Annotated in this window: 1 pseudogene; it reads right to left on the reverse strand. The window is 73.3% G+C overall.

Annotated features, from left to right (window positions below):
- Positions 1–1,309 (reverse strand): annotated as a pseudogene (locus FV222_RS26155) (MG2 domain-containing protein); the annotation flags it as partial.
- Positions 1,310–1,384 lie beyond the last annotated feature (75 nt).

A 1,384-nucleotide genomic window follows, 5' to 3' on the forward strand; every position in this document is an offset into this window, starting at 1 on the left:
CGCCCAGGCCCTGGTCGGCCACCGAGACGCGGCGGTACTCGACGCCGTCGGGGCGCTTGACCACCAGGGTCAGCGGCAGGCTCGGCACCGCCTTGCCCTGCCCGTCGCGGAGGATGGCGGTGATCTGCACGGTCTCGCCGGAGCGGTAGACCCCGCGCTCGGGGAAGACGTAGGCCTCGATCGCGCCGGCGTCGGCCCGGCCCTTCACGCCGCGGTCGGTGAGGTCGAAGGCCGCGAGGTTGAGGTCGAGGAAGCCGTAATCGTCGCCGACCTGCGCCACCACGAGGCTCGGCGCCGCGCCACCCTCCCCGCGGGCGAGCCCCGGATCGAAGGCGGCATGCCCGCTCTCGTCGGTGCGGCGGGTGGCCAGCACCTCGTTGTTGCGGGCGACGAGGCGGATCTCGGCGTTCGGCACCACCGTGGCGGCGGCGAGCGAGCGCGCGAAGACGTGGACGCCGTCGCGGCCCTTGAAGGCGGTCAACCCGAGGTCGGAGACCACGAACCACTGCGTCGCCTTCGCTTCGTAGCCGTCCTCGCCCTCGGACGACGCGACGGCGCCGGAGGGCTGGGCCAGCATCACGTAGAGGCCGGGCTCGAGCTTGCCGACCGCCTGCAGCACCGGGAAGGCGGTGACCGCCTCCTGGTTCACCTCGGCCTTGGCGGTATCGAGGGTGCCCTTCCAGACCTGGACGCCCTTCTCCGCGGCGATGGTCCGGGCGGTGGCGCCGTTGAGCTGGCCCAGGAACTCCTCCGATCGCAGGGACGGCAGCAGGCCGCGGTCGCCGATGCGCAGCACCTCGACGTCGAGCTTCGGGGCGTTGACCGAGACCAGCGGCACCCCCGCCTGGCCGGTGCGGGGCAGGACGTAGTTGCGGCCGGTGAAGCGCACCTGGGGGGCGCGGTCGCGGACGTAGACCTCGTAGTCGGCCGACTTCAGCAGCACCTCGCCGACCGAGGAGGGCAGGCCCTGGCGCACGACGAAGGCGTAGGAGCCGCCGTGCTTCAAGCCGTCGACGCAGACCTGCGCGCCCTCCGCCGTGACCGCGGCGTTGGTCGCGCCCGAAACCGCGACGAAGGGGGCGAAGTCGGTCCTGGCCGCGACCGGCTCGGAGAAGGTGAAGCACACCCGCGGGGCGGCGGCGTCCGCGTCGACCTTGTAGTCGAGGATGCGGAAGCCGTGCTCGGCGCGCATCGTCTCGTAGGCCTCGCGCACCGCGGCCACGTCGTTGAGGGCCAGGCTCGCGGCGTAGGCTTCGAGCGCCGGGCGCCACTCCCCCCGGCCGCCCTGGATCTCGGCGACCCGTCCGACATCCAGGCCTGGCTCGGCTACGCGCGTGCGGCCGACGCGGTGGCCGGAGACGACGAGAACAAGGATTACGAGGGC

It is taken from the genome of Methylobacterium sp. WL103 (assembly GCF_008039885.1).
GTDB lineage: Bacteria > Pseudomonadota > Alphaproteobacteria > Rhizobiales > Beijerinckiaceae > Methylobacterium > Methylobacterium cerastii.